Raw genomic sequence first — 5,015 nt, 5'->3', positions numbered from 1 at the left:
ACACCTACCAGTTCGTCGCCGGCGCGAGCCTGATCTGGTCGCCGGTCAAGGACCTCGATATCGGTGTGGAAGGCTTCTACACCCAGATCGGCGTCAAGAACGGCCGCGTGATCGACCAGGACAAGGACCCGACCGCCTACTCGACCGCCCGTGTCGCCGCGATCAACGCCGGCGGGTTCGTGCGCACCACCACCAGCGACGACGTCTTCCAGGTCCGCGCCCGCGTCCAGCGCGACTTCTGAGCAAGCTTGCTCTCTGCGCGGTTCTGAATAGCCGCGCAGGGTTTGACCAGGATCACCGAGACTACCTTGAGGCCCGGCTGCGAAGCCGGGCCTTTTGTTGTCTGCTGGCTGTGCTGTATGGCCTTCTCGCCAGCTAAGACTGAACTCCAAGCCGCCTGAGGAACGCTTTATCCTTTGACAGTACAGATCGTCGGTCGTGCAATGACGGACCGAGAGGGCGTAGAACCGTCTCGACTTTGTTCTCGCTGATGGCCACTATCCCGACGTTCATAAGGCCAAGTTCATCCCTGAGGGCTTCAAGGTCGGCGATCGATACCCAGCTTGGCGTGCACCAATAGTATTGCGAGAAAAACGTGGCTTCAACTGCGGCCTTGAGCGCAGCCTTGGTTGCTACCTGTGATGTGACATCTCCAAAGAACCTCAACCCTTCAAATGCTGCAATATGGGCTTGGCCGTTGATTGAAAAATCAACATAAAAATCCGGATGAACATACGGGTAGCGACCAGGCCATAATTTGAGCGCTCCAAGAGAAACATCGAGGTCAAGGCCTAATAATTTTCGAAGCACGTCCCTATTAGATATTTCACTAAAAATTTTTTTCGTGAATTCTTTGGCCGATTGGTGTCCGGCACTCATCGCCGAAATCTGGCTTCCGGCTTCACTTCTGGCCCGGTCATACAGATTGCGCAATTCTCGAAGGCTATGATGACCATCGCCACTTAGTATTTGCTTTGCGCGCTCCGGATTTGTTTTCGCTATCCGAGTAATAACCTCAAGATTAGATATTGGCCATTCTAATGCATGATTTTTCAAACCATTTAACTCAATAAAAGTCTGTATTGATGAGAAGGTCCTTTGTCCAATTCGCAAATGATTTGTCGAATAGCCGGTCAAGTATGCGGCAACTTCGATCCAGGGACGGCCTTGATCATCAACGCTGCCGTGAATTGATAGATCACGCAGAGCCTCTACGATGAGGGGCCAAGCCACTTCCCGAGATCGCGCATCGGTGAGCACCTCTATCGAATTCATCTGAGAGCCAATTTCAGCTTGCAGAACGTAGGCTCTGCGAAGTCGCCAATGTGAGCCCCCGTTGCAGATGTGTCGACTGCGCCATCACCGCTAGGCAGCCTGAAGCGAACCTAGGACCATCGCGCGCCCGAGCCACGCCGTCGCCGCGTCCAGCGTCGGAAAGGCGTGCTCAATCTCGGTGAAGGGGATCGGGCGGCGATCGGGCGGCAGGTCTTCGAGCAGCTCGGCATGCCAGGCGCGATGCCCGCCATCGGCCGACACCTCGCGGACCACACTCCCGACGATGATGCCGTCGAGGACGAGGTCGTAACTACCGGCGGCGAGGCGATTGAGTGTGTAGGTCATCGAGCGCCACCGAACACTTCGCTGATCGACTGCGGCGCCTGGACCGCCATCCGCATGAACGCATCGGCGAACGGCGTCTCGGCGCGCCTTGCCGCGATGGCGCGGATCTGCTGGACGCTGTCCGGCGCCGACAAAATGTCCGCCAACGCGGCGTTGTTGCGCCCGAGGTAGGCTCGCTTCGACGCGTCGCCGACGTTGGCCAGCAGGGAGCGGCCCTGCGTCTTCAGCGCCGTCATGGCCTGTTGCGGCAGGCTCTCACCGCCGATCTCCGCCCGGTACTGGTCGTTGAAGGACGTGGCCGATCCCTGCGGCTTCCGGGTGCCCGTAGCGCGCAGAATCTGCATGAGGTCATCGACCGCGGCCGGCGCCGCGGGGCTGTCGGGCAGGGCGCGCAGCACCGCATCGAGATTGGTCGCCTGCTGACGCGTCCCGGCGATGTCCTTGGCGAACTTCGCCCCGCCGCCCTGCGCCTCGCCGCCGACGAGCCGGCCCATACTGGTGTCGGCCTGGTCGGCGAGACGCTGCCGCACGAGCTGCGCCGTCCCCTGCGGCTCCTCGCGCGCCGTCCGCATGATGAGGTCGATGAGCTCGCGTTCGCCGCCGACCCGCGGCTTGGACGGCAACACCATGTTGCCGGCGGCCTCCGTCGTCGGGGCGCGCGACAGCTCGCCGATCGCACCCTGACGCTGCGGCGCGAGCGCCTCGTCGGCCGCGCGGACGCCCTGCAGTCGCCGCTGCAACCCTGGCACCGTGTCGAGGACGTCGGAGCGGTCCCGGATGCCGAGCGCCAGCGCATCGCCCGAGACCGTGCCGCGGGCGTCTGTCGCCCCATCCAAGAGCTTCGTCCCAAGGTAGTTCTCGAAGCCGGCACGCGCCTCGGGCGGCGCCACGGTGTTGAAGGTGCGCACGGCCGTCGGCCCGCCAGCCTCAATCGTTGGCGCCGACCCTTCCGCCGGTAGCGTGAAGGCGCGACCGAACTCGTCGCGCTCAATGACCTTGGCCAGCGCCTGGTTCTCGAAGGGACGCAGCGGCACACTCGCCGCCGCGAAGTTACGCGTGGCCTCGGCATGCTCCGGCACCGCGGCGAGTGCCCGGTCGAGGCGGTCACGCACGCCGATCAGGACGCGCTGCGCCGTGGGCTCGGCCTGAGAGATCAGGTCGCCGATCGCGGAACGGGCACCCTGCAAACCCTCCACGCTCAGATCGAGCTCCCGCAGCTGACCCGGCCCCGAGCGGGTCCACAAAGTGTTGCGCGCTGCATTCAGCGCCTTCGCCACCGGCCCCTTCGCCGTGCGCGGAGCGTCGTCGATGTGGTCTACGACCGCGGAGGGGTTCGCTTGGCCGAAGCGGACGTCCGGGATCTCTTCCCGGACCGTGGTCGACTTTACGTAGGGCTGCAGCGGCCCCTGCATCGCGCCGACCGTGCGCTCGTAGGCGTCCAGCGGATCGGTGTGTTCGCCGCGGACGAGGGCGCCGAGGACGCACGGGTGGATGTCCCGGTGCACCGTGTCGTAATCGATGCCCGCCCGGCCAAGATCCTCCCGGAAGCGGCTGTCGGCCAGCGAGACGGCGGTCGTATGCTCGTCGGCCATTCGCCCGTGCACTGAGCGCCCCGCTGCCACCGGCTCGGCGCCGATCGGATAGGTCTGCACCACGATGTCGTTCCCCTCGCGGTCGGGGGGCGATTCGCGGCCGGAGGCATCCCCAAGCCCCTTCAGGCGGCCTGCCCGAGGATCAGCGTGACGGACCGTGGGAAATCCCGAAAAAAAGTCGGACCTCGCCGAAACGCCGCTGAGCCGTTCCGATGGGTGCTTGGTGTGATTTCACATTCCGGCGGAGACGGGCCACCGCATGGACACGGCAGGGGGCTTCTAGTGCCACGAGTATAGCCTTACCTATGGGCAAGCTTTCAAGGTAGTTTACTCTACGGAATGGAGTAAACCGGCCGGATCAGAGGCCTGGACATAAGCAAGGCTCTGGCGAACGCTGACTGTCGGACGTCGTCGAAGTGGTGTTCGACGATGAACCGTCACCGGATGACGCTTCATGCTCGACACAGGACCGGCGCGAGACCGCGCCCTCGATTTCCACTGGCGCGTCCCCGAGAATATCCTCTCGGCCGCCGGCATCCCCGACATCGCCGACCGCAAGCAGGACCTCGCCCGTCGCAGCGTCCTCGCGGCCGCATGCATCGCCGCAGACATCGAGCCCGGCGCGGGCAGGTGGGTGAGCTACAGCCGCCGGAAGGCGTTCTACGCCGGTCAGTCGCGGTACCAGGGCCTGCCCTACACCTACGACCGCGTCCTCGCCGCCGTAGCTGAGCTCGTCGAACTCGGCCTCATCGAGGAGGTCAGGGCGAGCGCCGGGGACCACCTCACCACCGGGATGCAGAGCCGCCTGCGCGCGACGCCCGACCTCGTCCACGCCTACCGCGACTCGCCCTTCGAGTACGAGACCCGGCGGTCGCGCCTCATCCTCAAGGACGACGCCGGCGACGTCATCGGCTACGACCCCACCCGGCAGACGCGACGCCTGGAGGCCGAGCTCGACCGCATCAGCGCCTACCTCGGGCAGGTCAGCGTCACGATGCCGACGGGCGACGGATGGGAGCACGCCACGCGCGTCGTCCGGGCCCGCAACGACAAGCGCGGCACTTGGGCCTGCGTGGTGCCAACCCCGAGCCCCGAGGTGTACCGCGTATTCGGCCGCGGCCGGTGGGACCGGCACGGGCGCCTGTACGGGTGGTGGCAGTCCCTACCCAAGGGCGCCCGCAAGGACCTCTTCATCAACGGCGAGGTCTGCGTCGAACCGGATTTCGCAACGCTCCACCCCAGGATTCTGTACGCGGCCCGGGGACATGCCCTGCGCCACGATCCCTACGAGACCGGCGTGTTCCCGAGGTCCGAGGGGAAGCTGGCCTTGAACGTGGCCCTCAACGCCCGGACGATGAACTCGGCGGCCGCGGCCCTCATGGACAAGGACGGGTGGGGGCACGGATGGGACTATACCCGCGGCCTGCTGAAGGCGGTGGTGAAGAGGAACGCGCCCATCGCGAAAGACATCGGCGCCGACCGTGGGATCCGCTGCATGGCCGTGGACGCCGCCATGGCGGTGGACGTCCTGAAGGCGTGCGAGAAGGCGTCCGTCCCCTGCCTGCCCGTCCACGACAGCTTCATCGTACCGGCTTCCAAGGGTGCGTGGATGGAGGCCAAGATGGACGAAATCCTGGTTGGCGTTCTCGGCGCTGTAACCCGTTCTCCTGCAACGATAATCGGGTGATTGGTTCCACATATGGGCCCCCGGGCCCGGCGCGCCCCTCTTGGGGCTCGCCTCGTCTCCTCCTTCTCTTCCCCTTCCCGACCCGCCGCCCGTCGTGGTCTAGCTCTACCCTTCCC

General features: G+C 64.9%; 4 protein-coding genes and 1 pseudogene. 2 read left to right on the top strand and 3 right to left on the bottom strand.

What is annotated here, in order from left to right:
* Positions 1–242 (top strand): annotated as a pseudogene (locus FV229_RS25235) (porin); the annotation flags it as partial.
* Between the two features lie 133 nt (positions 243–375).
* Here FV229_RS25235 and FV229_RS25230 read toward each other — a convergent pair.
* The 3 genes from FV229_RS25230 to FV229_RS25220 all read right to left on the bottom strand — a co-directional run bounded on the left by FV229_RS25230 (position 376) and on the right by FV229_RS25220 (position 3,275).
* Positions 376–1,260, bottom strand: coding sequence for a hypothetical protein (locus FV229_RS25230; protein ID WP_187275284.1), 885 nt, complete (start codon positions 1,258–1,260; stop codon positions 376–378).
* A gap of 105 nt (positions 1,261–1,365) precedes the next feature.
* Entirely contained in the window at positions 1,366–1,620 is a 255-nt protein-coding gene (locus FV229_RS25225; RefSeq protein ID WP_147754558.1) for a hypothetical protein, read from the bottom strand.
* Positions 1,617–3,275 carry a hypothetical protein gene (locus FV229_RS25220; RefSeq protein WP_147754557.1) on the bottom strand — a complete coding sequence of 553 codons (1,659 nt, stop codon included), beginning with the start codon at positions 3,273–3,275 and terminating at the stop codon, positions 1,617–1,619. The genes FV229_RS25225 and FV229_RS25220 overlap by 4 nt, the downstream gene beginning before the upstream one ends.
* A 391-nt stretch (positions 3,276–3,666) precedes the next feature.
* Between FV229_RS25220 and FV229_RS25215 the strand changes: the two genes are divergently transcribed.
* Positions 3,667–4,899, top strand: a complete 1,233-nt coding sequence (locus FV229_RS25215; RefSeq protein WP_147754556.1) for a hypothetical protein — start codon at positions 3,667–3,669, stop codon at positions 4,897–4,899.
* Positions 4,900–5,015 lie beyond the last annotated feature (116 nt).

Origin of the sequence: Methylobacterium sp. WL120 (genome assembly GCF_008039465.1) — a bacterium.
Classification (GTDB): Bacteria; Pseudomonadota; Alphaproteobacteria; order Rhizobiales; family Beijerinckiaceae; genus Methylobacterium; species Methylobacterium cerastii.
Note: the sequence above shows the minus strand (reverse complement) of the source record. Positions and strands in the feature narration are given on the sequence as shown.

Bases quoted from the DNA above. Each gene is read 5' to 3' on its own strand.
- FV229_RS25225 (WP_147754558.1), bottom strand. From the start codon at position 1,620: ATGACCTACACACTCAATCGCCTCGCCGCCGGTAGTTACGACCTCGTC.
- FV229_RS25215 (WP_147754556.1), top strand. From the start codon at position 3,667: ATGCTCGACACAGGACCGGCGCGAGACCGCGCCCTCGATTTCCACTGG.